This is a genomic window from Microbispora sp. NPDC046973, from assembly GCF_040644495.1.
Lineage (GTDB): Bacteria > Actinomycetota > Actinomycetes > Streptosporangiales > Streptosporangiaceae > Microbispora.
On record NZ_JBEYWQ010000006.1, the window covers coordinates 82,900 to 108,487 of the forward strand.

Below are 25,588 nucleotides of genomic sequence, written 5' to 3' on the forward strand. Positions count from 1 at the left end.
ACCGCTGGAAGCCCGCCCTCCTCGCCGCGAAGGCCGAGGAGGGCGGAGCCCCCGTTGCGGGAGTGCGGCCGTTGCGGGAGCGCGGCCGTTGCGGGAGTGCGGCCGTTGCGGGAGCGCGGCCGTTGCGGGAGTGCGGCCGTTGCGGGAGCGCGGTCACGAGGGGCCGCCGTCCGGGGGCCCGTATCCCCCGCCGCCGGGTGTCTCGATCTCCAGCACGTCGCCCGGCTCCACCGTGATCGAGTCGCATCCCGCCAGGTGGACGACGCCTCCGTCCGCGCGCCGCACCCGGTTGACGCCCAGCGCGCCCGGGGCGCCGCCGGCCATGCCGTACGGCGGCACGCGGCGGTGGCCGGACAGCACGCTGACCGTCATCGGCGCGCGGAACCGGATGCGGCGCACGGCCCCGTCCCCGCCGCGCCACCGTCCGGCGCCGCCGCTGCCGCGCCGGACGGCGAACTCCTCCAGCAGCACGGGGAACCGCCATTCCAGCACCTCGGGGTCGGTCAAACGGGAGTTCGTCATGTGGGTCTGCACCGCCGCCGCCCCGTCGAACCCGTCTCCCGCCCCGGACCCCGAGGCGACGGTCTCGTAGTACTGGCGCCGTTCGTCGCCGAAGCTGACGTTGTTCATCGTCCCCGACCCCTCGGCCTGGACGCCCAGCGCGGCGTAGATCGCGCCGGTGATCGCCTGCGAGGTCTCGACGTTGCCCGCGACCACGGCCGCGGGGTACGCCGGGGCCAGCATCGACCCCTCCGGCACGACGATCCGCAGGGGCCGCAGGCAGCCGTCGTTGAGCGGGATCTCGTCGGCCACCAAAGTGCGGAAGACGTACAGCACGGCGGCGGTGACCACCGCGGACGGCGCGTTAAGGTTGGTGTCGAGCTGGGGCGAGGTGCCGGTGAAGTCGATCGTGGCGGTGCGGCGGGCGCGGTCCACCGAGACGCGCACCGCGATCACGGCGCCGCAGTCCATCTCGTAGCGGCAGCGGCCCTCGCTGAGGGCGTCGATCACCGCGCGGACCGCGCTCTCGGCGTTGTCCTGCACGTGCCGCATGTAGGCCCGCACGACGTCGAGGCCGAAGTGGCCGATCATGGCGCCGACCTCCTCGACGCCCTTGGCGTTCGCGGCGATCTGCGCGCGCAGGTCGGCCAGGTTGGTCATGGGGTCCCTGGACGGGTACGGCCCCTCGGTGAGCAGCCGCCACGTCTCCTTCTCCCGCAGGCCGTCGCGGTCGGCCAGCAGCCGGCAGTCGAACAGGACGCCCTCCTCCCGCACGCTCCGGCTGCTCGCGGGCATGGAGCCGGGCGTCAGCCCACCGATCTCCGCGTGGTGACCGCGGGAGGCCACGAAGAACAGGATCTCCCGGCCCGCCTCGTCGAAGACGGGGGTGACGACCGTGATGTCCGGCAAGTGGGTGCCGCCGTGATAGGGGTCGTTGATCGCGTACACGTCGCCTGGCCGCATCCCGCCGCCCCGCCGGCGCACCACCTCCTTGACGCTCGCGCCCATCGACCCGAGGTGCACGGGGATGTGCGGCGCGTTGGCGATAAGGTCGCCGGCGGAGTCGAACAACGCGCAGGAGAAGTCGAGCCGCTCCCGGATGTTCACCGACTGCGCGGTGGCCCCAAGCCGGGCGCCCATCTGCTCGGCGACGGACATGAAGAGGTTGTTGAAGACCTCCAGCATGACGGGGTCGGCCTCGGTGCCCACGCCGGCGGCCCGGGGGAGCGCCCGCTCCCGCTGCAGGAGCAGGTGCCCGTGCGGCGTCACCCCGGCCCGCCAGCCGTCGTCGACGACCGTGGTCGCGTCGGCCTCGGCCACGATCGCCGGGCCGCTGAGCGTGTCGCCGGGGCGCAGCCGTTCCCGCCGGAAGAGCGGCACCTCGCGCCACGCGCCGCCGGTGTACATCCGCACGGTGATCGCCGTCCGCGCCTCGGCGGCGGGTCCGGAGGCGAGGTCCGAAAGGGCGGGCTGCTCGGTCAGGCCCACCGCTTCGACGGAGACCGCCTCCGCCACCAGCGGCCGGTCCATGAGGAAGGAGTAGGTCCGCAGGTGGGCGGCCTCGAACGCGGTCACCATCGCGTCCAGGCCGGCCAGGTCCACCTGCAGCGACGTGTCGGTGCCGTCGTAGCGCAGCCGCACCCGCCTGCTCACCCTGATCCGCTCGTCCGGCACCCCCTCGTCCAGCAGTTCGCGGCGGGCCGCCGCCTCCAGGGCGCCAGCGAGGCCGGTGAGACGCCCCGTCGTGGCCGGCTCCAGCCGGGCCTCGACCGACTGCTCCCGCATCACGGTCGTGTCCGCCAGCCCGATGCCCAGGGCGGACAGCACGCCCGCCATCGGCGGCACCAGCACGGTGCGGATGCCGAGCGCGTCGGCCACCGCGCAGGCGTGCTGCCCTCCGGCGCCGCCGAACGTGGTGAGGGCGTACTCGGTGACGTCGCGGCCCTTCCGCACGGAGATCTGCTTGATCGCGTTGGCGATGTTCTCGACCGCGACCCGCAGGTAGCCCTCGGCCACCTGCTCGGGGCCGCGCTCGTCCCCGGTCCGCCCGCGGATGTCCGCGGCCGTCTCGGCGAACCGCCGCCGCACCTCGTCCGCGTCCAGCGGCAGGTCGCCGTGCGGGCCGAAGACCTCGGGGAAGTGGCCGGGCTGGATGCGGCCGAGCATCACGTTGGCGTCGGTGAGGCACAGCGGGCCGCCGTTGCGGTAGCAGGCCGGGCCGGGGTCGGCCCCGGCGGAGTCCGGGCCGACCCGATAGCGTCCGCCGTCGAAACGCAGGACGGACCCGCCGCCCGCCGCCACCGTGTGGACGGCGATCATCGGTGCGGACAGCCGTACGCCGGCCACCTGGGTCTGGACCACCCGCTCGTACGCGCCCGCGTAGTGGGACACGTCGGTCGAGGTGCCGCCCATGTCGAAGCCGATCACCTTGTCGAACCCGGCCAGCCGGGACATGCGCGCCATGCCGACGATGCCGCCGGCCGGGCCGGACAGGATCGCGTCCTTGCCGCGGAAGTGCCCGGCCTCCGCCAGCCCGCCGTTCGACTGCATGAACATCAGCCGTACGCCGGGAAGTCGCCGGGCCACCGCCTCGACGTACCGGCGCAGGACGGGCGAGAGGTAGGCGTCGGCCACGGTGGTGTCGCCACGCGGCACCAGCTTCATCAGCGGGCTGACCTCGCTGGAGCACGACACCTGCGCGAAGCCCGTGCGCCTGGCCAGGCTCCCGATCGCCCGTTCGTGCGCCGGGTGCAGGTGGCTGTGCAGGCAGACCACCGCGACCGCCCGGACGCCCTCCTCGCGCAGCCGCCGCAACCGCGGCGCGAGCCCTTCGAGGTCGGGCGGCCGCAGCACCGTGCCGTCGGCGGTGATCCGCTCGTCCACCTCGGCCACGCGCTCGTACAGCATCTCCGGCAGCACGATCCTGCGGTCGAAGATGCGCGGGCGGTTCTGGTAGCCGATGCGCAGCGCGTCGCCGAACCCCTTGGTGATCACCAGTGCGGTCCGCTCGCCCCGGCGTTCGAGCAGGGCGTTGGTGGCGACCGTGGTGCCCATCCGCACCGACTCGATGCGCTCGACCGGGATCGGCTCGCCCGCGGGGACGTCCAGAAGGGCGCGGATGCCCGCCACCGCCGCGTCGGGGTAACGCGCCGGATTCTCCGACAGGAGCTTGCGCGTCACCAGCCGCCCGTCCGGGCATCGGGCGACCACGTCGGTGAACGTCCCGCCACGGTCCACCCAGAACTGCCACCGGTCTCCAGGCATGGGACCCCCCTCCGCACGCCCGTACATCCCTTGTATCAGGGCCGCACGTCGCGGCTTAAATAGGGAGACATCCCACCTCATGCCGGACATATCATCGAGTGCCGTTTTCCGGATCACACCGGACCTGGCGTGAGGGGAAGGTGGTTCCGGCAGATGTCCGAGCGGAGCGTGCAGCGCAGTGGGGGCATCGGCGCCCTCGTCACCGGCAACCTGCTCGGCGGCGTCGCGGTCGCCTCCGGCATCGCGGTCGGCGGGCTGCTCCTGGAGCGGCTGGGCGGCACGTCCGTCGCGGGGCTCGGCCAGGCCGCGAGCGTGCTCGGCGCGGCGGTCGCCGCGGTGCCGCTGGCCGGCGTCGCGGCCCGGCACGGGCGGCGCCGTTCGCTCACCTTCGGATACGCGATCGCCGCGCTCGGCGGTGTGCTGATCGTCACGGCCGCCGTCGTCGCACAGCTCGTCGTGCTGCTGGCCGGGCTGGCCATGTTCGGCGTCGGGCAGGCGGTGAACCTGCAGTCCCGGTACGCCGCCGCGGACGGCGCGGCTCCCGGCGCCCGGGCCAGGGCGATGTCGATCGTCATCTGGGCGACCACGATCGGGTCCGTGGCCGGCCCCAACCTCAGCGAGGTGGCCGACCGGTTCGGCCGGTGGCTCGGGCTGCCCGGCCTCGCCGGTCCCTACGTGTTCTCGGTCGTGTCCTTCGCCCTGGCGGGCGCGGTGGTGGCGGTGTTCCTCAGGACCGCCGCACGGCCGTCCGCGCCTTCCGCCGGCGAGGCGGACACGAGCACCCGGGCGGTGGGCGCGGTGGCGGCGCTGCGCTGGGCGGCGGCCGACCCGGCGGCGCGATTCGCGGTCGTGCTCATCGCGGTGGCGCACGCGATGATGGTGATGGTCATGGTGATGACGCCGCTGCACATGCAGCACCACGGCATGTCGCTGCAGCTGGTGGGCGTGGTGATCAGCCTGCACGTGCTCGGCATGTACGCCTTCAGCCCGGTCTTCGGCTGGCTGGCCGACCGGATCGGCGCGGTCCCCACGGCGTGCGCCGGGATGCTGATGCTCGGGGCGGCCGTCGTGCTCGGTTTCGTGGCCGCGTCCGCCGCGGAGGGCAGCACCCTCACCGCGCTCGCGCTGACCGTGCTCGGCATCGGCTGGTCGGCGTCGATGATCTCCGCGTCGGCGCTGCTCGCCGGCACCGCCGCGGACCACGTCCGGGTGCCGCTGCAGGGCGCCACCGACGCCGGGATGAACTACGCGGGCGCCGCGGCGGCCGCGCTGGCCGGGCCGATCCTCGCCGCCGGCGGTTTCCGCGCGGTCAACATCGCGGCGGCGGTCATCCTCGTGCCCGCGGTCGCGACGGCGACCGCCGCCCTGCGCCGGGGCCGGACGGCCGCGAAGGAGGGGGACGACGAGCGGCGCGCGGAGGCCGCCCGGCCCTGATCCGGCGCGGGGGAGGCCCCCTCGTCACGACGGCGAGAGAGGCCTCCCCCCGGGGGGTCAGGACTCCCGCTTCGGGATGATCCGCTTGACCGCCACCGCCGCCGAGACCAGCGTGAACAGGCCCAGGGCGATCCAGAGCGCGTTCCAGCCCATGAACGGGGCGGTCAGCGCCGCACCGCCGAAGCCCGCCGCGACGCCCCCGATGGGTGGGTTGTTGTACATGTTCACCATTTCCTTTCCCGACGCCATGCGGCGTCCCAGAATGCTTTCGCCTGCGTGATCTGCAGGAAGACATCGAAGATCATTTCGACGATCAGCAGGGCGGCGACGGCCATCTGCACGCCGCCCCTGCTCCGTACGGTCACGATCCGCTCGACCATGAAGACGCCCGTGACCGCCACCCAGAGCGGATGGAACTCGAGCGTGCCGGTGACCGCGATCGACCAGGCCGTGGCGCCCAGGTACGCGAAGATCACAACGATCCCGACCAGCGACAGGAGCTGACGGCCCCAGTAGGGCAACGTGACCCGCGTCCAGCCGTAGTCGGTGAGGTTCTCCAGCGCCCCCCGCTTCCACCGCAGGCGCTGCTTGAACAGGTCCTTCCAGGTCTCCATGACCTCGGTGGTGAGCGTGCACTCCGCGGGACACAGGATGCGGAACCTCAGGTGCAGCAGCGCCAGGGTGAGCTCGTTGTCCTCGGTCAGGACGCGCACGTCGTACACCTGGTCGCGGCCGGGGAGACGGCCGCTGCGGCGGGCCCTGACGACCTCCTTGAGCGCGAGCGCGCGAAACAGCGTCGCCGTCCCGGTGAGCACCAGCGCCTTTCCGCTCAGCCGCCGCACGTCCCTGGCGTAGCGCGCGTACTCGTTGCGCTGGAACATGCCCACCAGCCCGCCGCCCGGCTTGCCGGTGAAGGTGCCTCCCACCGCGGCCAGTTCGCCGGTGGCCAGCCGGAGGACGGCGTGGTGGATGAAACCGGGATCGAGCGCCGAGTCCGCGTCCATGACCAGTACGGCGTGCCGGGATCCCAGCCGAGGCAGCAGGACTTCGAGCACCTGGTTGAGCGCGCCCGCCTTCTTGTGGCGGTTGCCGACCGTTCTGATCACCTCGGCGCCGTGCGCGCGTGCGATGTCCGCGGTCCTGTCGGTGCAGTTGTCCGCGATCACGATGACGCGGTTGGGCCTGCGCCGCTGGCCGTGCAGCGACGTCATCGTCTCGGCGATCTGGTCCTCTTCGTCGTGCGCCGGGACCAGCACGGTGACGTGCATGCGCGAGGGGTCGACCTCCGGGAGATCCCGCTTGCCGTCGGCGCCCTTCGCGGCCCGGTGCCGGCCCGTGCGGGCCTCCGCCGGGTCTCCCGGATGGACCGGTGTGACGGCGTGAACGCGGTGTCCGGCGTCATGCGCGTGGCCGCGTCCGGGCTGCGGCAGCCTGGGCAGAGTTTCCGACTGAACCACTTAGAACCGTCCAGCTCCCAGCAAACTGTCGCATTGTGGTTACTACTTCCAAGAGGTTACACGCGTGATAGGAGTGACTGGTTGACATCAAAGCGGCATAAGATGCGCCAGAAGATTTTCGGACAGGAATGGTGATGAAATGGTCAGGGCCGCTGTCGCCGCCCTTCTGGGCCTGTCCGCCGTCGCCGTCGCTGTCACCGTCGCCGCCGGGCGCTCCGGCGCCCCTCACGCGGCGCCGCCCGCGCCTCCCGCCGGCGCCTCCACCCCGAGGCCGCATCCGAAGACCACCGCGCGCGCCCTGTCGTCGTCACCGCCGGTCATGCTGGAGATCCCGAGGATCGGGGTGCGGACCACGCTGATGACGCTGGGCAAGAACCCGGACGGGACGCTGGAGGTCCCGCCTCTCGACAGGGTCGACGAGGCCGGGTGGTACCGCCTCGGTCCGTCGCCCGGCTCACCCGGTCCCGCCGTCATCGCCGGTCACGTCGACTCGAAGCAGGGGCCAGGCGTCTTCTTCCGGCTCGGGGACCTGCGGCCGGGCGACACGGTGAAGGTCTCCAGGAAGGACCGCACCCAGGCGATCTTCGAGGTGGACTCCCTGGAGAGCGTGCCGAAGGACCGCTTCCCCACCCGCAAGGTCTACGGGATGGTGACGTTCCCCGGCCTGCGCCTCATCACCTGTGGCGGAGCCTTCGACACCGCCAGGGGCCACTACCGTGACAATGTCATCGTCTACGCCCACCTCGTCGCCGGCCGCCGCCCGCACGCCGGGGCTTCCCCCCGTTGATCGACCGCGGGGACGGCTGCGTCATCATGAGGGTGTCCGCGGCTCTCGCATGAGCCGGCGGGCCAACACGGCCGGAGACGAAGAGGGAGTGCGGGCATGCGGTTCGAGACCGGCGTCGACGTGGACGCCGCCGCGGAGCGGGTCTGGCGGGTCATGACGGACGTCGCCAGGTGGCCGGAGTTCACCCCCACCATGACCACGGTCGAGCATCTCGGCGACGGCCCGCTGGGCCTCGGCGGCCGGTTCAGGATCAAGCAGCCGGGGCTTCCCCCGATGGTCTGGGAGGTGACCGAGTTCACCGACGGCAGGTCCTTCGCCTGGCGGGCGGCCGGCGGGGGCGTGACCACGATCGGGACGCACGTGCTCACCCCCCGGGAGGGCGGGGTGTCGGTCGTGCTCGGGATCGACCAGTCGGGACCGCTGGCGCCGCTGATGGGTCTGCTGCTGGGCGGCCGGACCCGCAGGTACGTACGCACGGAGGCGGAGAGCCTCAAACGGCGCTGCGAGTCCGGCGACGCCGTGTGAGCGGTTCTGCCGGCGGTGGGCCGGAGTCCGGGGACCCCGGCCCACGCGGGTGACTACCGGGCCGGGTAGTCCGCGATGTACTGCGGCGCGCCGACCTTGGTCGTGTCGGCCGCGTCGCCGACGCCGTTGACGACGTGGTCGATCGTCCCGGCGCTGAGGTTGACCGTCATGATGTGGTGCAGCCGCACGCCCGGGGTCTGCGGCACCTCGAAGCCGTTCTCGGTGTGGATCTGCGGGTTGTTCTGGTTGAAGACGTAGACGCCCGCGCCGTAGAGGTCGTGCCTCTTCACGCGGTCGCCGACCTTGTAGCCGGCGTAGCCCTCCACGGAGCCGTTCATCCAGTCGGCCTGCGTCGGCGGGTCGTACGGCAGCTCGTTCTGGTAGAGGATCGTCGTGCCGTCCTCACCGTTCCAGACCGTGTTGTAGCGCTGGAAGTGCTCGACGAACAGACCGGTCGCCGTCACGTGGTCGCCGTTGACGACGACGCCGTAGCGGCCGATGTTGGTGTTCCAGCGCTGCGTGTCGGTGAGGCCCTCGACGCCGTGGTCGGCGCGCCACACCCAGGTGTGGTCGATGAGCACGTTGTCGCTGTCGACCTCGAGAGCGGTCTCGGTCTTGCCGACGTGCGGCCCGCCGACCCGGAAGTACACGTCGGACAGCGTCGTCGGGTTGTCCGCCGAGGACCGGTGGCCGCCGTGCCGGCCGCCCACCCGCAGCAGGACGGGGGACTGCTGGAGGCCGGCGTCGACGGTGACTCCGGCGACGATCACGCCGGGGACGTCGGCGACGTCGAGCGGGATCGCGCCGCGTACGGCGGTGAGGGTGGCGTGCCCGAGGCCGAGGACCACCGTGTCGGGGCGCTTGACCTCGATGCTCCGCGCGATGTCGTACACGCCGGGCGTGAGCAGCAGGTTCTTGCCGCGCGCGAGCTGGCTGTTGATGAGCTGCACCGAGTCGGACGGCTTCGCGACGTAGAAGTCCGACAGCGGCACCGTGCGGCCCGGCGTCATGCCGTCCGCCCACGAGACGCCGCGCGTGTTCTTCCTGGCGGCGGGCACGCGGACGTTGAGCCCGCCCTGCGCGTCGGTGTACAGGTAGGGCTTCTCGCGGCTGACGGGGGTGTTCTCCACCGTGGTGTAGGGCGGGTTCGGGAAGCCGGACTCGTCCGGCGCACCGACGACGCCGGAGAAGACCTGGTTCCACACGCCGTTGGACCACCCGGCGATCTCGGTGTTGCGGGTCAGCCACTGCTGCTGGGAACCGTTGGTGACGGACGGCAGCCGGGAGTCGGCGATGAAGCCGCCACTGGCGTACTGCGGGCCGGCGGTGCAGTAGTCCATCAGCGACAGGGTGCCGCCACTGACGTTGAGGCGGCGCATGGAGACGGCCTGGGAGACGGCCCAGAAGTTCGCCGTCTGGCGGCAGCCGTCCTGGCCCGCCGCGTTGATGTTGATCGACAGGTTCGACAGCGTGCGCCAGAAGTTGACGAGCGCGAGGCAGTTGCCGGTGCCGTTGTTCTCCAGGCAGCGGTTGTAGACCTCGACCTTGCCGTTGATGACGACGTCGGCAGGCGAGGCGCCGAGACCGGCGATCTCGGTGTAGTAGCCGACCTTGATCTGGAGCGGGTGCTCGGCGGTGCCGTACGTGCCGGGCTTGAAGAGGTAGGCGTGGCGCTCGGTGCCCATCTCGTTGCCGACCTGCGCCGCGTGCGCCGCGTCCAGGGTCGCCTGGATCTGGTCGACCGGCATGCTCGGGTCGAAGACGGTGACGCCGGGCCCGAGGTCGGGGGCTCCACCGTGGTCGCCGTGGTTTCCGGAGGCCGGACCCGGTGCGGCGGTGGCGGCCGTCGTTCCCGCCGTCACGACGGCGGTCGTCAGCACGAGACCGAACGTTAACGCCCGGCCGATCAACCGGCGGCCGGAGTGCCGCCTCACAGGACTCCCAGTTCCAGAACTCTGGGTCGTCATACGGTTCGTCCTTTCCGCTGCGTACGCAGCCGAGAGAGCGCTCTCTCGCGGGCCCGCCTTGTATCAAGCCCTGAAAAAATGTGTGCGATGTTTGTACCGCGCGAACCGGCCCCGGCGCTATCCCTTGACTTTTCCGCGGACGCCTTCCCCCGAACGCCGAACCGCCCCGGAGCGGGCGGGCTCCGGGGCGGTCCAGCGCTCGGTTCAGGCGGTCTCTTCGCGATACCGCGCGTGCGCCGCGGCCAGGCGGCCGCCGACCTCGGCCGTGCTGACGAGCACGGACATGTTCGCCCTCGACGACCGGCCCTCCGTGGCCGCGTCCACGGCGCGCATCAGATACTTCGTGATCGCGTTGCCGCGCACGCCGTCCCGCTCGGCGGCGGCCATCGCGCCGGCGATGGCGGCGTCCACCTCCGACGCGTCGATCGCGTCCTCCTCCCGCACCGGCGTGGTGATCAGGAACGAGCTGTTGTTGCCCAGCGCCCAGTGGTTCTCCACCGCCCGCGCGATCACCCGCTCGTCGTCCAGCCGCTGCGGGCTGCGGATGCCGCTGGAGACGCAGTAGAACGCGGGGAAGTCGTCCGACCGGTACGACACCACCGGCACGCAGTGGGTCTCCAGATACTCCATCGTCAGGTTCAGGTCGAGGATGCTCTTGGCCCCGGCGCAGACGACGGCCACCTTCGACCGGGTGAACTGGATCAGGTCGGAGGAGACGTCCATCGTCTTCTCCGCGCCCCGGTGCACGCCGCCGATGCCGGCCGACGAGAAGAACGGGATGCCGGCCAGCTCGGCCGCCACCACCGAGCTGGCCACGGTCAGCGCGCCGAGCCCGCCCTGGGCCAGGATCACCGGCAGGTCCCGGCTGCTGACCTTGGGGATGCCGGACGTCGAGGCGAACCGCTCGACGTCCTCGTCGGTCATGCCGACCTTGATCCGCCCGCCCTCGACGCAGATCGTGGCCGGGACCGCGCCGCCCGCCCGGACCGCGTCCTCGACCTTCCGCGCGGTCGCGGCGTTGTCCGGATAGGCCAGCCCATGGGTGATGACGTTCGACTCCAGCGCCACCACCGGCCGCCTCTCGGCGAGTGCGTCCGCGACCTCCTCGCTGAACACCAGCGGGACGCGCCCATGCTCCCGGGTCATCGTCGCCCCTCAGTTCGCGGCCGGGCCGTAGTTCGGCAGCTTGTTCAGCTTGTGCTTCTGGTTGAGGATCTCCGGGATGTAGACCTTCTCGTCCCACAGCTCCTTCGCGACGGGCTCCAGGATGATCGACACCGAGCCCTCCTCGCAGCCGAAGGCGCTCGTCATCGCCTTGGTCACCGCCGCGACCAGGTCGGAGTGCTGCTGCTCGGTGAGGGGCACCGGGAAGTGCTTGATGCTGACGTGCGGCATGATGATCTCCTTACGGTGGGTCCCGAGACGATCCCTGATGGCTGCGACCAGCTCGTCGATCTCCGGATCCTTGAGCAGGCCGTAGTGATCGGCTTCCAGGTCGACGACGACCGGGGCCGTGGCCGAATAGCCGCTGCTGTTCTCCAGGAACGAGTAGTCGTCGCCCCTGGCCTTGAAGATGGTGATCGGCGCCTCGATCCGCCGCCGGGCGAGCTCGCGGAAGGTGTAGCTGAACTCGAAGGTCTCGCCCACCACCCGCATGATCCGGCGTACGAGGTCGATGTCCAGGTCGGGGAAGTTGCGGTGGATGAAGGCGGCGAAGCTCTCCTCGTCCACGGCCTCGGCCAGGCACCGCTCCAGCAGCGGCCCGGTGATCGTGCCGGCGAAGACCGAGAAGAGGATCGTCACGTACGCCCTGTTGCCGAAGCCGGCCTCGCGCTCGTGCTCGGACGTGCCCGCCGTGTGGACCTTCGGCGAGCCCGGCGCGATCAGGAACAGGTGCTCCACCCGCTCACCGGCCTGCTCCAGCTGGTAGGCGGCCTCGAACGCGACCCGCGCGCCGAACGAGTATCCCCACAGCGTGTAGGGACCGGACGGCTGCAGCCGGCGGATCGCCTTGACGTCCTCGGCCGCCATCTCGCCGATGGTCGCGTACGGCACCTCCTCGGGGTTGATCCCGTACGCCTGGACCCCGTAGAAGGGCTGGGTGGCGCCCATCCTGGCGGCCAGCGTGCGCAGGTTCATCGTGTAGCCGCCGAGGCCGGGCCAGCAGTAGATGGGCTGGTCTGCGCCCTCCCGCTGCAGCGGCACGAGCCGGGAGCACGCCTCGGACCCGGTCCCGTCGACCCGCCGGGCGAGCTTCTCGATCGTCGGGCACTCGAACAGCACCTGGAGCGGAAGCGAGCCGCAGAACTCCCGGTTGATCTTGTTGATCAGCCCGACGGCGATGAGCGAGTTGCCGCCGGAGGCGAAGAAGTCGTCCTCCACCGAGACGGTCTCCCGCTTCATCGCCTTCTTCCACAGCTCGGCGATCCTGCGCTCGGTCATGGTCCGCGGCGCGACGTACGGCCGGTCGGCGTTGTCCACGTCCGTGGCGTCGGACTCGGCCAGCGCCCTGACGTCGATCTTCCCGTTCGCCGTGAACGGGAGCTGGTCCAGCACGACGACCTTGTTCGGGATCATGTAGTCCGGCAGGAAATTGATCAGATCGTCTCTGATCATCTCCGCCGGGCCCTTCATGTGGACCGAGTCCTCCTTCATCCCCTCGCTCAACCGCTGCTCGTCGCTCACGCGGCCGCCGATGAAGAAGTAGGACGGGCCGGTGGGCCGGCCGTTGGCGCGCAGGATGCCGTCGATGCGGCGCGCCGAGGGCAGGTCGTCGCCGGACTTCGAGCTGTATCCGGACGACATGAACCCGATGTTCACGTCGTTCATCGACAGGTGCTGCAGCGTCCGTCCCAGGTCGATGTAGCGCAGCCACTCCTCGTCGTTCCTGCTGATCACCGAGATGCCGAGGCTCGACCGGTCGTAGACCTGCTGGTTGATCGCGATGACCTGCTTCTTGAGGATGAGCTCGTCGGAGATCAGCCGCAGCCGCCCGTTCTCGTAGGCGTACTGGCCCGCCCGCAGGTCGGCGATCTTCCCGGGGTGCGCCTGCACGTAGAGGTCGATCTCGTCCGGGCGCGGCCCCGCCCACGGGACCAGCTCGAACGTGCCGAGGTAGTAGTCCTCGGCGGCGCAGTCCAGGTGGTCCTTCGTGGCCGGCGCGTACTCCAGGGCCCTGATGTCCAGGCCGTACTCCGGCAGCACCTCCTCGAACAGGCCGACCATGTGGCCGGTCTCGATCTCCAGGACCTCGCGGATGTTGTTCTTGTAGACCGGTTCTATCGCCCGCTTCTTGCCGACGAAGTGCAGCCTCACCCGGGGCTCCGCTCCCCCGGCGGCCGGCCCGACCAGTACGAGCCGGTGGTGCACGGGGTGGTGGTAGTAGAAGCCCGGCCGCAGGCCGCCGATCCCGTTGATCTCCAGGTAGAGCTGCGTCGCGTACAACGCCCCGGGCGAGGCGTACGCGTACTTCGGCAGCAGGCGTTCCTCGCTGTGGTGCTGGCCGAAGTAGCGCAGGATCTCGCCGAGCTCCTCCAGGCCGAGGGTGCCGAGGCCGCGGGAGTGGGTGCCCTCGGCCTTCCTCGCCAGCAGCTTCAGGATGTCGCCCCGGCCGATCTCCCCACCCTCGTAGAACCGGTAGGTCTTGCGGGCGAAGGCCAGCCCGCGCTGCCGCGCGGTCGCCTGTCTGCCGGGCAAGTCGATCACCGGCCTGCCCTCGATCTCCGCGGCGTCCCGGAGACCGGGGTTGGACAGCTGCGCCCTGACCTGGAGCCTGCTCGCCTTGGACTGGTGGTGGGCGCCGTGGTTGCCCTGGTCCATCAGCGCCGCTTCCTTGGGATTCAGCTCCACGCAGGCGATGAGGTTCTGGAAGCCGGTGCGCGGGTCGCTCTTGACGATGACCGCGGCGTGCTTGACCCACTCGTGGGTCTCGATGGCCAGCTTGATCTCGTCCAGCTCGACCCGGAATCCCCGCAGCTTGACCTGGTTGTCCGCGCGGCCGACGAACTGGACGGTGCCGTCGGCGTTCCAGTACGCGAGATCGCCGGTCTTGAAGAGCCTGCCCTCGCCGAGCGGGTTGTCCACGAACCGCTCGGCGGTCAGCTCGGGCTTGTGGAGGTAGCCGCGGGCGACCTGGACGCCTCCGATGAACAGCTCGCCGATCTCGCCGACGGCCACGGGCGCCCCGGCGAGATCGAGGATGTGGTAGTCGGTGTGGTCGACCGGCGCCCCGATCGAGATCGCGTTCGGGCCCTCGTCGACGGTCGCCGGGTCCACCGTGTACGCCGACGAGTTGATCGTGCACTCGGTGGGGCCGTACAGGTTGATCAGCGCGCACCCGCGCATGGTGTCGAGGAAGCTCGTCGCCAGCGTCTTGGACAGGACCTCGCCGCCGGTGAAGACCTGCGTGAGCGAGGTGCAGCTCTGCAGGTCCTCGGTGTCCAGCAGCGCCGTCAGCAGCGTCGGGACGCACTGCAGCGTGGTCACGTCGTGCGTCCTGATGACGTCGATCAGCCGCTCGGCGTCCCGGTAGACCCCGGGCGGGCCCACGACGACCATGGAGCCGCAGACCGGCGCGAGGATCTCCCACTGCGCCGCGTCGAAGCTCATCGGCGTCTTCTGCACGATGACCTTGTCCCGGTCGATCCCGTAGCCGGCGTGCAGCCACCGCATCTGGCTGACGATGCTGCGGTGCTCGATCATCACGCCCTTCGGCTTGCCGGTGCTGCCGGAGGTGTAGATGACGTACGCGAGATTGCCCGGACGCAGGCCCGGGTGGCGAGCGGGGTGCCGGTCGAGGTGCCGGTCGCCGCCGGGGGAACCCGCGGACCCTTCCGCGTCCTTCAGGGTGACGATCCGCGTGCCGGCGGGCGCCAGGTCGGTCAGCCTGTCCACGAGCTCGTCCTGCGTGACGACGACCCGCACGCCGGCGTCCTCGATCATGTAGCGGAGGCGCTCTTCGGGGTATTCGGGGGACAGCGGCAGGTAGGCGCCGCCGGCCCGCAGGATCCCCCACACGCCGACCATCAGGTCGATCGACGGCTCGACGAAGAGCCCCACACATTCGTCGAGGTCCACGCCGAGCTCCCGCAGGTGCCCGCCGAGGGCCGCGCCGCCCTCCGCGAGCTCGCGGAAGGTCAGCCGCCGCTCTCCGCAGACGACCGCCGTGGCACCCGGGCGCATCCTGGCCTGGGCGTCGAGCAGATCGGGAAGACAGGTGTCCTCGGGTGATTCCCGCCTCGCTTGATCCACTGGAGTGGTGATCATTTCCTCCCCCTGCGATGGGCGGACAAGGGTTACTGGGAAGCCGCGGCCCTCGGCGCCGTCACCCGTCTCCCGCGCTCCCCCGCGGGGTGACCGGCCTGGGCTGCGCCGCAAGCCGGTCGGGCCTTCCGCCGAGCCGTCGGGAGGTGAAGCCTGTGGAGGCCACGCGAAACCCTGGGTGGGTTCGTCCCGGGGGCTGCCGCCGGTGAAGCAGCACGATCTGACCGGCGGCGGTTGAGGTCCCCTCCCCTGGGGGAGGGGAGGAGGTCAGCGTGTGATGTCCGTGCCGAAGTACCGGTCGCCGAAGTCGCCGATACCGGGGATCATGTAGGCGTTCTCGTTCAGCCGTTCCTCGATGGCCGAGGTCACGATCCGCAGGTTCGGGTGGCGCGCGTGGACCGCGGCGATGCCCTCCGGCGCCGACAGCAGGGCGACGAAGACGATGTCGTCCTCGGCGACCCCGTGGTCGAGCAGCACCTCGATGGCGGCCAGCGCGGTCCCGCCGGTGGCCAGCATCGGGTCCAGCAGCAGCACGCTCCGCCGGTCGATGTCCGCGGGCAGCGCGGAGTAGTACAGCTTCGGCAGCTTCGTCACCTTGTCCCGCTGGATGAGGATCTTGCCGATCCGCACTCCCGGCGACATCGCCCGCAGCTCGTGCTCCATGCTCTCGCCGGCGCGCAGGACCGACACCCCGCAGATCCGCGAGGCCAGCCGCAGGCCGCGGTAGGTGCGCCCCACCGGGGTCAGCACGTCGAACGGCTCGTACGGCAGGAGGTCCAGGGCCGTCTCGATGAGCTGGCGGATGATCCGTCCCGACGTGGTGACGAAGCGCTCCGGGTCGGCGTTCCGGTCACGGATGATCGTGTGCAGCGCCCGCAGCTGCCTGGTCTGGGGCAGCAAGTGCACGTTTCCGTTCGTGGCGCCGTCCACCGTGTCGTTCACGGTGTCGTTCACGGTGCCGGCCTCCTGCGTCGCCATGATGGTCATGCCTTCTCACCCGCCTCCAGCTGGGCGAAGGCCCTGCGGGCCTCCTGGACGAACTTGCGCACCTTCAGCCGGTCCTTGCGCCGGGTCACCGGGTCCTCCAGGCCGGTGTGCGCGTCGACGGCGGCCGGGCGGACCTCGGCGATCGCGGCGGCGACGTTGTCCGGGTTCAGCCCGCCGGCGAGCATCAGCGGCTTGGGCGAGATCCGGACCAGTTCCGCGCTGATCGACCAGTCGTGCAGCAGACCGGTGGCGCCCTTGGCACCGGTGGCCGGGTTGAAGGTGTCGGTGATGAACATGTCGACCCACTCGGCCGCCTCGTCCACGATCGTGGCCAGCTCGTCGAGGTTGTCCTGCTTGACCACGAGGCTCTTGAGCACGTACAGGTCGGGGGCGATGCGCCGCAGCTTCCGCAGCTCCTCGCCCGTCACGTCGCCGTGCAGCTGGATCGCGGTGACGCCCAGCTCCTCGCAGAAGGTCTTGATCTCCTCGGCGTCGGTCAGATAGGTGATCACGACGCCCCTGTGCTCCGGCTGGATCTCCTTGACGATCGCCGCGGCGTCCTCCTCCGACAGGTCCTCGTTCTTGGCCGGCAGCCGCAAGGCGAAACCGAGCCAGTCCGCGCCCTCCTCGCGGATCAGGTCCGCCTCGGCCTGGTCGATGACACCGGCTACCTGAATCAGTCCCTGCATGTTGACCCGCCTTTCGAACCGGCCTGAGCGGCCTCGGTCGGAAACGAATTGCAAACGGCCACGAACGATGGCTTTGAACAGCCCGCGACAGTGCGGCCTTTCGGAGATTGAATTCGCAGCGGTGCGATTACTCCGGGCCTTCGAGGCCTATTCAGAATTCGCGTCGGCGGGCTTTTCCCACAACCCCTAGCAGCCCCACAGCGTGTCAGGACGATCCGGGGCACCTTTGGACTTTTCGGGTGCCCCCGGGCCGGACTCGCACGAGATTGCCGGCAACCCCTTACAACCCCTATCAGGCAACGGCCTGCCCCGAGTCGCGCGCGGCTCTCGTTGACCCGGCCGGAATCGCGGAACTAGCCTCCGTTTCGGAGTGCCCCGACGAGCACGCGCGAGAAACGGCGGTGGTGAGAATGCACCACGAGCGATCGCTTTCCCCGGATTATTCGCCGGCGCGGTTCCCGGCCTCCGGGCGCCGCGATCGCCGGATCTCGCGCCCGTCCACGCCGCCCGGGCGCCGCCACCGGCCCGCGCGCCCCGGACCCGGCCGGGCCTCCCGTCTGGCCAATCGCTTAGCGCTAAGGTAATGTCTCTTAGTGCTAAGCGAATCCGCTCACCACTGATCCACGGCCGCCGGGGCCGATCGGCACGACAGCTCGACCCAACCGACGCACGACGTTCGCTCTCGCCTGCCCGGACCGGGCCCACGCGCACTGGAGGAACCAGATGACAGTCATCGAGTCCGTCTCCGCCGGGACCGGCACACCGGATCGCGTACCCATCAAGAACTGGCTCGCGGTGATCGCCGTCGCGCTGGGGACCTTCCTGGTGGTGACCGTCGAGAACCTGCCCATGGGCCTGCTCACGGCCATCGGCGGCGGCCTGCACGTCTCCGACGGCGAAGTCGGCCTGATGGTGACCGTGTCCGGCCTGGTCGCCGCCGTCACCGCGCCGCTGCTCCCGGTGGCGATCCGCGGGCTGGACCGGCGGGTGGTCCTGCTCGGCCTGATCCTGCTGGCGCTGGTGGCCAACGTCGTGTCCGCGGTGACCCCCTCGTACGCCGTGCTGATGGTGGCCCGGCTGTTCGTGGGCGTCAGCATCGGCGGATTCTGGGCGCTCGCCGGGGGTCTCGGCGTCCGGCTGGTCCCCGAGACGCACGTCGCCAAGGCCACCTCGTTGATCTTCTTCGGCGCCATGGCCGCCAACGTCCTCGGCGTCCCCGCGGGCACGCTCGTCGGCGAGCTCACCGGCTGGCGCGTCGCGTTCGGCGTGGTCGCGGCGGTCGCGCTCCTGCTGGTGATCGCGCTGGCCGTGTTGCTGCCGAAGATGCCGGCGTCCGAGCCCGTCCGGCTGCGCACGCTGGGCGAGCAGCTGCGCACCCCCGCCGTCCGGGTCGGTGTCGTCGCCACCTTCCTGCTGGTGTCCGGGCACTACGGCGCCTTCACGTTCGTCAGCCCGATCCTGCAGGACGTCTCCGGGGTCGGCGCGGCGTTCGTCGGCCCGCTGCTGCTGGCGTACGGCGTGGCCGGGATGGCCGGCAACCTCATCGCCGGATCGTGGGCGGGCCGCAACGTCCGCGGCACGATCGTCGCGGTCAGCGTCGCGCTCGCGGTCATCCTGGCGGCGTTCCCGTTCCTCGGCGGCAACGCGGTCACCGGGTCGATCCTGCTGATCGCGTGGGGTTTCGCGTTCGGCGGCCTGCCGGTGAGCGTGCAGACCTGGATCATCAAGGCGGCGCCGCAGGGCATCGAGGCCGCCACCGGGCTCAACACCTGCATGTTCAACCTGGCGATCGCGCTGGGAGCGCTGTTCGCCAGCCTCATCGTCGGAGCGGTCAGCGTGACCGGCGTGCTGTGGGTCGCGGCGGGCCTCGTGGTCCTGACCTCGCTGGTGGTCTCCGGCGCCAGGCGGGTCTAGCAGGCCCGCTCGTCGCCCAGTGACATCAGCAGTTGCCTGAGGATCTCGGCCAGGTTCTCCCGCTGGACGGGGGTGAGCCCGGCGAGCAGGCGCCGTTCGGTGTCCACGTGGTCGGGCAGCGCCCGGTCGATCAGCTCTCGGCCGGCGTCGGTCAGATCGACGTGGACACCACGGCCGTCGATGTCGCTGGGCGTCCGCGTCACCAGGCCCCGCGCCTCCAGCCGATCGAGGCGCTGGGTGACCGCCCCCGAGGTGACCATGGCGGAGCGCATCAGCTCGGCCGGGGCCTGCCGGCCGCCGCGGCGGAGGGTGGCCAGGACGTCGAACGACGAGGGGTCCAGGTCGTGCTCGGCGAACGTGCGGCGCAGCTCGTTGTTGACGAGCTGCGTCAGCCTCGACAGCCGGCCGAAGACCGCCATCGGGGACACGTCCAGGTCAGGACGGGCCTCGGCCCACTGCTGCAGGACGTGGTCCACATGATCCGGCACACCGCAAGGGTACCGCCCGCGGCACCCACGAGATCGAGAGGAAGCAGAGGCATGCGCATCACCGTGTTCGGGGCGACCGGGAACGTGGGCAGACGCGTCGTGGCCGAGGCCGTGTCGCGCGGACACGAGGTGACCGGCGTGGCCCGCAATCCGGTAAGGCTCGCCGAACTGCCCGGCGAGGCGCGTTTCCGAGTCGGCGACGCGACCGACATCAACGACGTCGTCACGCTGACCGCCGGGCAGGACCTGGTGATCACCGCGACCTGCCCGGCGCCCGGCGACGAGAGCCGGCTGGTCACGGCCGCCACCACGCTGCTCGCGGCGTGCGCCAAGACCGGCGTACGCCTGCTGCTGGTGGGCGGCGCGGGCAGCCTGACCGTCGAGGGCGGCGGCCGCCTGATGGACCGGGCGGGCTATCCGTCCTTCCTGCAGCCGATCGCGGCGGCGTGCGTCGAGCAGCTGGCGGCCTGCCGGGCCAACACCACCGTCGACTGGGCCTACCTGAGCCCGGCCGACCTGCTCGTCCCCGGTGTGCGGACCGGCCGCTACCGGCTGGGCGCCGACGAGCTGGTGGTCGACGCCGACGGCGAGTCCCGGATCTCGCTGGAGGACCTCGCGGTGGCGCTGCTGGACGAAGCCGAACGGCCGCGCCACCACCGGACCCGTTTCACCGTCGCCTACTGACGACGCTCCCGGAGACCACCGGGCAGGCCGCGGCGCCCGGCCCTTCCCCCCTTTGTCGGACCTGGTCCCTATACTCCCCCCATGTCAAGATCGCCGTCCTCACTCGACATCGCGTACGGCCTTCTGGAGGAGGGCCGGCTGATCGACGCGGAGCAGCTCCTGGCGAAGGAGCTGCGGAAGGCCGAGCGCAGGCACGGCCGCGGGAGCCCGCAGTGGGCGTCGGCCCAGTGCGATCTCGGCAACCTCCTGTTCAGCTCGGGTCAGGTCGACCGGGCGGTGGACTGCTATCGCGCCGCCTGCTCCAGTCCGCCCGCAGGCGACCGGGAGGCGTACAAGGACCACCTCACCTACCGGCTCAACCTCGGCACCGTGCTGACGACGGCCGGGCGGCTCGACGAGGCCGAGGACGAGTTGCGCCGCAATCTCCAGGAGCGGCACGACTTCTACGGCCGTGAGCATCCCGGCTACGCGTACGCGCTGGAGCCGCTGGCCGACGTCCTGCTCAGGCGTGGTGACATCGGCCAGGCCCGCCGGCTCGCCGAAGAGGCGGTCGGCACGTTCTGGCGGCACGGCCACGAGCGGGTCGCCACCGCGCTCGCGCTTCGGGCGGAGATCGTCGTGGCCGGAGCCGACGGCGAACCCGCCTTCTCGGGGCTGGAGCAGCTGCCGGACGGCGTCGTCGAGCAGATCGCGCTCACCGTGATGAGCCGGGCCGGTGGAGCCACGCCGACCGGCAGGGCGGTGCTCACCAGCCTGATCGCCGCCCTGGAGGACCGGTTGGGCCCGGATCACCAGGCGACGCTCAACGCCCTGTCCCAGCTGGCGAACACCAGCCACGACATCGGCGACGAAGCGGGGCGGGTGCGGGCGATCGAGAAGGTGCTCGCGTCCTACGACCGGCAGGGCCGGGCCGAGGACGCGCTCATGGCGACGCTCGGCCTCGCCATGGCGCACGATGACGCCGGCGACACGGCCGGGGCGCTGCGGACGTTCGAGGAGGCGTGGACTCGGGCGGATCGCATCGGTCGCCACGAGCTGCGCGCCCAGGTGCTGCGCAACTGGGGGCTCGCCCTGTCGGCCGCGGGCCGTACGGCCGATGCGGAGCGACGCCTGCGCGAAGCCGTGGCCGAGGCCGATCGCGGGCACGACCACGAGATGCTCGGCCGCTCGCGGATCGCGCTCGGCCTGTTCCTGCAGCACGAGGAGCGGCTGGCCGAGGCACGACAGGTGGTGGAGGCGGGGCTGTCGACGCTGGACGTCGCGCACCCCGACGCGATCACGGGGCGCAGCCACCTCGGCGCCATCGTCCAGGGCCGCGCCTGCGGCTGCGGAGACGTCCAGGGCACGATCGCCGAGGCGTTCCGCGAGTTCGTCGTCGCCAGGTTGCCGGGAGACCTCCTGGAGGACCTCGACGTGACCGTGGAGCACGGCGAATTCGCGATCCAGGTGCGCCTGCGGCGCAAACCGCGTGCGGCCGAGATAGAGCACATGAACCGGCTGATCGAGAGCGCGAACGCCGAGTTCCGCAGCCGGTTGACCTCCGGTAGGTAGGTCGCGGACGCGCACGCGACGGCGTCCGATTCGCCGCTGTCCGCGGGGTTTCCGTTGGGTAGTGTCGGTTCATGCGGGCTATCACGGATGCCGACGTGCGCCGGGTGTTCGACCGGATAGCGGATCGGTACGACGGCCAGATGCTGGCCTGGGAGCGCCGCCTCTTCCCGGGCAGCCGGGAGTGGGCCGTCGGCCAGGCGCGCGGTCACGTCGTGGAGATCGCGGTCGGAACCGGGCTCAATCTCCCGCTGTACGACGCCGGCACCACGGTCGTCGGAATCGAGCTGTCCGAGCCCATGCTGGAGCTGGCGCGCCGGCGGGTGGCGGGGGCGGGGCTCGGTGAGCGGGTGGAGCTGCGGCAGGGCGACGTGCAGCACCTGGACCTGCCCGACGGCGTCGCCGACACGGTGCTGTCCACGTTCACGATGTGCACCATCCCGGATCCGCTGGCCGCGGCGCGCGAGGCCCACCGCGTGCTCAAGCCGGGCGGACGGTTCGTGCTCGCCGAGCACGGGCCGTCGAGCAATCCGGTCATCCGGGCCGGGATGCGGCTGCTGGAACCGCTGTCGGTGCGGTTCCAGGCCGACTACCTCACCCGCGATCCCCGGCCCTACCTCGAGCAGGCCGGTTTCGAGATCGAGTCGGTGGTGCGGACGACCCGAGGGGTCAGCTTCCGGGTGCTGGCCGTACGGCCCTGACCCGATCGAGACCGTCGTGGCCGTCGTCAGCCCGCGCCCGGATCCTGCCGCGGCGGATGGAGCGCGTCAGTCGCGGTCCCCGTGCCGTCCTTCCGCGCGGGCCGGTGGACGGTGAGATCGCCATAGGGGCGCAGGAGCGTGGCCACGTCGCCGGGTTTGTCACGCAGGGTGGCGTCGAGGAAGGCCATGGTGGCCGCCGTGGTGACGGACAGGCCCCCGGTGCGGCCCAGGGAGCCGACAACGGACGGCACCGGCGGCAGGTAGAGCGGCGCGTCGGCGAAGGTGAGGTGCGCCGCGCCGGGGACCGTGATCCGGTAGCTCTCCGACGTGCTCAGCGTGAGGATCCGGGTGAGACGAGGGATGTACGACGGGTTGTCGGCCGGGTCGACGGGATGGGTGAGCGCGAGCACCGGCTGATGGTAGGGCCGGGGCGCGGGGTCGTACGGGTAGCCGTCCAGGTCGATCACCGCCGCGAACCGGGGGTCCTGGCGGGCGGCCCGCAGGGCGGCGCCTCCGCCGATGGAGTGCCCGGTCGCCGCCGCCCGCGCGGTGTCGAGCCGTCCGGTCAGCGGGCCGCGGATCTCGCCCCTGTCGAGGCGGCCGAGCTGGGTGAGGACGAAGCTGAGATCGGCGGCCCTGACCGCCGTCCAGCCGGTCGCGAGCCGTCTGTCCTCCTCGTCGTCGCCGGTGGCCACGACCCGCGTGCGGATCGTCCGTCCATCGTCGAGCACGACGGCGGCGGAGTCGTACGGGTGGTCGAGGGCCGCGACGACGTAGCCGCGGCCGGCCAGTTCTTCCGCCCACGCGGTGTTCTGGGTGCGCACGCCTCCCAGCCCGGGAGAAAACAGCACGATCGGGAACCGCCCGGCCGCCGCGGGCGCGTCGTACACGGCGCCGGTGCGGGCACGGACCGCGTCGTCGAGCAGGAAGGCGGGCACGCCGAGGTAGCCGGTCAGGCCGTCGGCGACCGTACGCGCCTCCCGCTCTGTGCGGCCGAGGTACCGGGCACGAGGACCGGCCGTGCCCTCGGGTGCGGGGTACCACAACTGGACCACGACCGTGCGGTGGTCGCCGGGCTCATCGGTGGCGGGCTCCGGGCGAGAGACGTCGGTCCACTGCATCACGACGGTTCCCACCGCGTACGGACCGGACCGCCGGGGGAACACGGGCACGGGCACCGCCCAGGCGGCGGTCGCGCTCGCGCAAACCAGGCCGAGGCAGACCGCGACTCCCGGCAGGGTGAGCCACCGTCTCACCCGCCGCGCCGGGCGTCCGGCGAGCACTGGCGCGGCGAACGCGAGCGCGACCAGGACGCCGGCGAGCGCGGGCGCCATCTGCCAGCGCAACCCGCGCAGAGTCAGCACGATCCCGGACAGGGCGACGACCGCCGCCGCGGCGAGCGCGACCGCCCGCCGGGCTCGGGGCGGGCACCACCGCGACGACAGCAGGCCGACGACGCCCAGCAGGAGCAGGATCTCCAGGGGTGACATGCCGATCCCCGCGATGGTCTCGATCACGCGACCAATCGTTGAGCAGGCAGGCCGCTCGCGCGTCCCCCTGAAGTCCCCGCTTTCGTGCGACCGCAGTCGCATCGTCGTGCCGACGGTGATCCCGGAGTCTGATCGTCGAAGGCTCGGAAGCGGCCCGGCGTTTCGCGACCCGGCGAACCTCAGTGGACACCCACTAGGTCGTGCCTGACAAATCATGGCCCTGCTGCGCGTGGCCCAGGCGGGCGGCGGGCCGGAGGCCGTCCATCAGGAGGTCCAGCAGGCGACCGGCCTTGGCTTCATGCTCGCGCCGGGGGGCCACGGTGAAGACGCCGATGAGGGAGGCGGCGATGTCTTCGGCGGTGACGTCGGAGCGGAGGTCGCCCGCCGCGCGACCGGCGTCGAGAATCGTGGTGATGGCGGCCAGTAGCTCGCTCCGGGTTCGTGCATGGGCGATCTCGCCCGACTCGATCATGGCGAGCAGCGTGTCGAGCATGCCGTTCTTGGTCGCGATCCAGTCCCCGAACAAGTCCATCCAGCGCCGCATCGCCGCGGCCGGGGGCAGCCGGCCCAGCAGCTCGCGGGCGCCGCTCGTCAGCCGCACGACCTGGTCCCGGTAGACCGCATCGACCAGCGACTCGCGGGTCGGGAAGTGCCGGTAGAGCGTGGCGATGCCGACTCCGGCCTCGCGGGCGATCGCACGCATCGACGGCTCGCCGTCCGCCGACGCGAACACGCGAGTCGCCACCGCGAGCAACTGGTCGCGGTTACGGGTTGCGTCCGCCCGTGGCGTACGCATCTCCGCCTCAGCCAAAACGGATCACGCTCCGGTTGTGTTAGGGTCATCCATTGAAACGGAGCATAGTCCGTTTCAGGTGTTCCCTCGGTCCCCAAGGAGACAGGCGTACATGCAGGAACAGAGCGATCAACCGCCGGCGGGCAGGAGCAGGGCGGTCCGGCTCGATTCATTCGGCGGCCCCGACGTCCTGGACGTCCGTGCGGTTCCCGCTCCGCAGGCCGGCCCGGGGCAGATCCGCGTGCGGGTCACCGCGGCCGGTCTGAACCCGATGGACTGGATCATGACCGCCGACGCGGACACCGCCGCCCGGTTCGGCTTGAGCCTCCCGGCCGGGTTCGGAACCGACTACGCGGGACTGGTCGACCAGGTCGGTGACGGGGTGGCCGGCTTCGCACTCGGCGACCGGGTGTTCGGGGGCGCCCTGTCCCGCGCGGTCGCCGACTTCGTGGTGATCGATCCGGCCGGGGGGATCGCGGCGAACGAGGCCCATCACACTCCCGACGGCGTCGACGACCGCACCGCCGCCACCCTCACGATCGCCGGGCGCACGGCATCCGCCGCCCTCGCCGTGGTCGACCCCGGCCCGGACGACACAGTGCTGATCGGCGGCGCGGCGGGCGGGGTCGGGGTGTTCGCTGTCCAGCTGGCCCGGATCACAGGAGCGCGCGTGATCGGGACGGGATCGGCGGCATCATCCGATTTCCTGCGCGATCTCGGAGCCGAGCCGGTCGCCTACGGCGACGGCCTGCCCGACCGGGTCCGAGCCCTCGCTCCCGGCGGTGTCACCGCCGCCATCGACCTGCACGGGACGGAGACAGTGCAGGCCGCAAGGGAACTCGGCGTCCCGGACGGCCGCATCTGCACCATCGCCGCGCACGTCGACGGCGTGCCGACGGCCAACGGCGCGAACGCCGCCCCCGGCGCCCTGGAAGAGATCGCCCGCCTGGTCGCGGCGGGCCGACTCCGGGTGCCCATCGCGGCGAGTTTCCCGGTCGAACAGATCCGCCGCGCGGCCGAGCTTCAAGCCGGCCGGCACGTGCACGGCAAGGTCGTCATCGACCTCTAGATCAAGGCCGTCGCGTCGATGAACGCGA

At 71.4% G+C, this 25,588-nt stretch carries 19 protein-coding genes; 8 read left to right on the forward strand and 11 right to left on the reverse strand.

Annotated elements, in window-relative coordinates:
- Nucleotides 1-153 precede the first annotated feature (153 nt).
- The gene (locus ABZ860_RS14390) at nucleotides 154-3,765 is read right to left on the reverse strand and encodes a hydantoinase B/oxoprolinase family protein (RefSeq protein WP_357219866.1); all 3,612 of its coding nucleotides are present in this window, start codon (nucleotides 3,763-3,765) and stop codon (nucleotides 154-156) included.
- A gap of 153 nt (nucleotides 3,766-3,918) precedes the next feature.
- Here ABZ860_RS14390 and ABZ860_RS14395 point away from each other — a divergent pair, with 153 nt between their 5' ends.
- The gene (locus ABZ860_RS14395; RefSeq protein WP_357219868.1) at nucleotides 3,919-5,199 is read left to right on the forward strand and encodes an MFS transporter; all 1,281 of its coding nucleotides are present in this window, start codon (nucleotides 3,919-3,921) and stop codon (nucleotides 5,197-5,199) included.
- Nucleotides 5,200-5,256: 57 nt separating this feature from the next.
- Here ABZ860_RS14395 and ABZ860_RS14400 read toward each other — a convergent pair whose 3' ends face one another.
- Entirely contained in the window at nucleotides 5,257-5,421 is a 165-nt protein-coding gene (locus ABZ860_RS14400; RefSeq protein ID WP_183543708.1) for a hypothetical protein, read from the reverse strand.
- 2 nt (nucleotides 5,422-5,423) lie between these two features.
- The gene (locus tag ABZ860_RS14405) at nucleotides 5,424-6,656 is read right to left on the reverse strand and encodes a glycosyltransferase family 2 protein (RefSeq protein ID WP_357219870.1); all 1,233 of its coding nucleotides are present in this window, start codon (nucleotides 6,654-6,656) and stop codon (nucleotides 5,424-5,426) included.
- A 139-nt stretch (nucleotides 6,657-6,795) separates the two neighbouring features.
- Between ABZ860_RS14405 and ABZ860_RS14410 the strand changes: the two genes are divergently transcribed.
- A complete protein-coding gene (locus tag ABZ860_RS14410) occupies nucleotides 6,796-7,443 on the forward strand; it encodes a class F sortase (RefSeq protein WP_357219872.1) in 648 nt (215 codons plus the stop codon).
- A gap of 96 nt (nucleotides 7,444-7,539) precedes the next feature.
- Nucleotides 7,540-7,968, forward strand: a complete 429-nt coding sequence (locus tag ABZ860_RS14415) for an SRPBCC family protein (protein ID WP_357219874.1) — start codon at nucleotides 7,540-7,542, stop codon at nucleotides 7,966-7,968.
- A 53-nt stretch (nucleotides 7,969-8,021) separates the two neighbouring features.
- Here the strand turns inward: ABZ860_RS14415 and ABZ860_RS14420 are convergent, their stop codons facing one another.
- The 5 genes from ABZ860_RS14420 to ABZ860_RS14440 form a co-directional block, all read right to left on the reverse strand.
- A complete protein-coding gene (locus ABZ860_RS14420; RefSeq protein ID WP_357219876.1) occupies nucleotides 8,022-9,848 on the reverse strand; it encodes an adenylyl cyclase in 1,827 nt (608 codons plus the stop codon).
- Between the two features lie 291 nt (nucleotides 9,849-10,139).
- A complete protein-coding gene (locus ABZ860_RS14425) occupies nucleotides 10,140-11,081 on the reverse strand; it encodes a pseudouridine-5'-phosphate glycosidase (protein WP_357219878.1) in 942 nt (313 codons plus the stop codon).
- A gap of 9 nt (nucleotides 11,082-11,090) precedes the next feature.
- Entirely contained in the window at nucleotides 11,091-15,200 is a 4,110-nt protein-coding gene (locus tag ABZ860_RS14430; RefSeq protein ID WP_357219880.1) for an amino acid adenylation domain-containing protein, read from the reverse strand.
- Between the two features lie 264 nt (nucleotides 15,201-15,464).
- Entirely contained in the window at nucleotides 15,465-16,184 is a 720-nt protein-coding gene (gene upp / locus ABZ860_RS14435; RefSeq protein WP_357219882.1) for a uracil phosphoribosyltransferase, read from the reverse strand.
- Nucleotides 16,181-16,873 (reverse strand): phosphoribosylanthranilate isomerase, encoded by a 693-nt coding sequence (locus tag ABZ860_RS14440; protein WP_357219884.1) that lies wholly within the window; start codon nucleotides 16,871-16,873, stop codon nucleotides 16,181-16,183. Before ABZ860_RS14440 ends, upp begins: the two co-directional genes overlap by 4 nt.
- A gap of 723 nt (nucleotides 16,874-17,596) precedes the next feature.
- Between ABZ860_RS14440 and ABZ860_RS14445 the strand changes: the two genes are divergently transcribed.
- Complete coding sequence (locus tag ABZ860_RS14445; RefSeq protein WP_357219886.1) at nucleotides 17,597-18,787, forward strand: MFS transporter; 1,191 nt, start codon at nucleotides 17,597-17,599, stop codon at nucleotides 18,785-18,787.
- Here ABZ860_RS14445 and ABZ860_RS14450 read toward each other — a convergent pair.
- On the reverse strand, nucleotides 18,784-19,275 hold the full coding sequence (locus ABZ860_RS14450; protein ID WP_357219888.1) for a MarR family transcriptional regulator: 492 nt from the start codon (nucleotides 19,273-19,275) through the stop codon (nucleotides 18,784-18,786). The two genes, ABZ860_RS14445 and ABZ860_RS14450, sit on opposite strands and share 4 nt — an antisense overlap.
- 51 nt (nucleotides 19,276-19,326) lie before the next feature.
- Here ABZ860_RS14450 and ABZ860_RS14455 point away from each other — a divergent pair, with 51 nt between their 5' ends.
- From ABZ860_RS14455 to ABZ860_RS14465, 3 genes are all read left to right on the forward strand, one after another.
- On the forward strand, nucleotides 19,327-19,959 hold the full coding sequence (locus ABZ860_RS14455; protein ID WP_357219890.1) for an NAD(P)H-binding protein: 633 nt from the start codon (nucleotides 19,327-19,329) through the stop codon (nucleotides 19,957-19,959).
- 81 nt (nucleotides 19,960-20,040) lie between these two features.
- Nucleotides 20,041-21,510, forward strand: coding sequence for a tetratricopeptide repeat protein (locus tag ABZ860_RS14460; RefSeq protein ID WP_357219892.1), 1,470 nt, complete (start codon nucleotides 20,041-20,043; stop codon nucleotides 21,508-21,510).
- A 71-nt stretch (nucleotides 21,511-21,581) separates the two neighbouring features.
- Nucleotides 21,582-22,208: a methyltransferase domain-containing protein gene (locus tag ABZ860_RS14465; RefSeq protein ID WP_357219894.1), complete on the forward strand. Its 627-nt coding sequence runs from the start codon at nucleotides 21,582-21,584 to the stop codon at nucleotides 22,206-22,208.
- Between the two features lie 26 nt (nucleotides 22,209-22,234).
- Here ABZ860_RS14465 and ABZ860_RS14470 read toward each other — a convergent pair whose 3' ends face one another.
- Nucleotides 22,235-23,725 (reverse strand): hypothetical protein, encoded by a 1,491-nt coding sequence (locus ABZ860_RS14470; RefSeq protein WP_357219896.1) that lies wholly within the window; start codon nucleotides 23,723-23,725, stop codon nucleotides 22,235-22,237.
- A 166-nt stretch (nucleotides 23,726-23,891) separates the two neighbouring features.
- Entirely contained in the window at nucleotides 23,892-24,494 is a 603-nt protein-coding gene (locus tag ABZ860_RS14475) for a helix-turn-helix domain-containing protein (RefSeq protein ID WP_357219898.1), read from the reverse strand.
- A 109-nt stretch (nucleotides 24,495-24,603) separates the two neighbouring features.
- Here ABZ860_RS14475 and ABZ860_RS14480 point away from each other — a divergent pair, with 109 nt between their 5' ends.
- Nucleotides 24,604-25,560, forward strand: coding sequence for an NADP-dependent oxidoreductase (locus tag ABZ860_RS14480; RefSeq protein WP_357219900.1), 957 nt, complete (start codon nucleotides 24,604-24,606; stop codon nucleotides 25,558-25,560).
- The last annotated feature ends 28 nt before the right edge of the window (nucleotides 25,561-25,588 follow it).